Source organism: Bacillus pretiosus, from assembly GCF_051294775.1.
Classification (GTDB): Bacteria; Bacillota; Bacilli; order Bacillales; family Bacillaceae_G; genus Bacillus_A; species Bacillus_A wiedmannii.
In genome coordinates, this window is record NZ_JBPPHF010000297.1 from 1 (window position 1) to 296 (window position 296).

The window sequence follows — 296 nt, forward strand, 5'->3', positions numbered from 1 at the left end:
CCATACGTACGTATGAAAAATCTATTATTTTCTATGCGGGAGTATCATGACCTTTTAATGAATCTACCAAATCTAAATATGCACATCTGCTCTTTGAAAGAAGCTGGAGATGTTATCTCAGATATCATTCTAGGAATAGATGATAATCAAAACTTTGAACAAGATATTCTTTTACCTTTATCTCAACGTACAGGAGGCGATGCCGATTGGCGTTACGCATTTGTTGAAAAAGTTCAAACCTTTAAAGAAACAATAGATGGTGGTCTTAGACGAACGTATAGAAGAGAAAAAGATGC

1 pseudogene is annotated in these 296 nt (G+C 34.8%); it reads left to right on the top strand.

The features are described from left to right. Positions 1–296, top strand: a pseudogene (locus ACSG5Z_RS30955) (replication-relaxation family protein); the annotation flags it as partial.